Annotated in this window: 1 tRNA gene; it reads left to right on the forward strand. The window is 51.9% G+C overall.

Annotation, left to right across the window (positions count from 1 at the left end):
• The first annotated feature begins 77 nt into the window (after positions 1–77).
• Positions 78–159: transfer RNA gene (locus KHA84_RS15285), tRNA-Leu, on the forward strand.
• Positions 160–237 lie beyond the last annotated feature (78 nt).

A 237-nucleotide genomic window follows, 5' to 3' on the forward strand; every position in this document is an offset into this window, starting at 1 on the left:
GAGCATCTGACTTTTAATCAGAGGGTCGCAGGTTCGAGCCCTGCATGGCTCACCATTTTCCTCTGGTTTAAAGACATGCGGATGTGGTGGAACTGGCAGACACGCTAGACTTAGGATCTAGTGCCTTCGGGCGTGGGGGTTCGACTCCCTTCATCCGCACTTTTATTTGAATACTTGATATCGCGGAAGTAGTTCAGTGGCTAGAATACCACCTTGCCAAGGTGGGGGTCGCGGGTT

This window comes from Bhargavaea massiliensis (assembly GCF_018390575.1).
Classification (GTDB): domain Bacteria; phylum Bacillota; class Bacilli; order Bacillales_A; family Planococcaceae; genus Bhargavaea; species Bhargavaea massiliensis.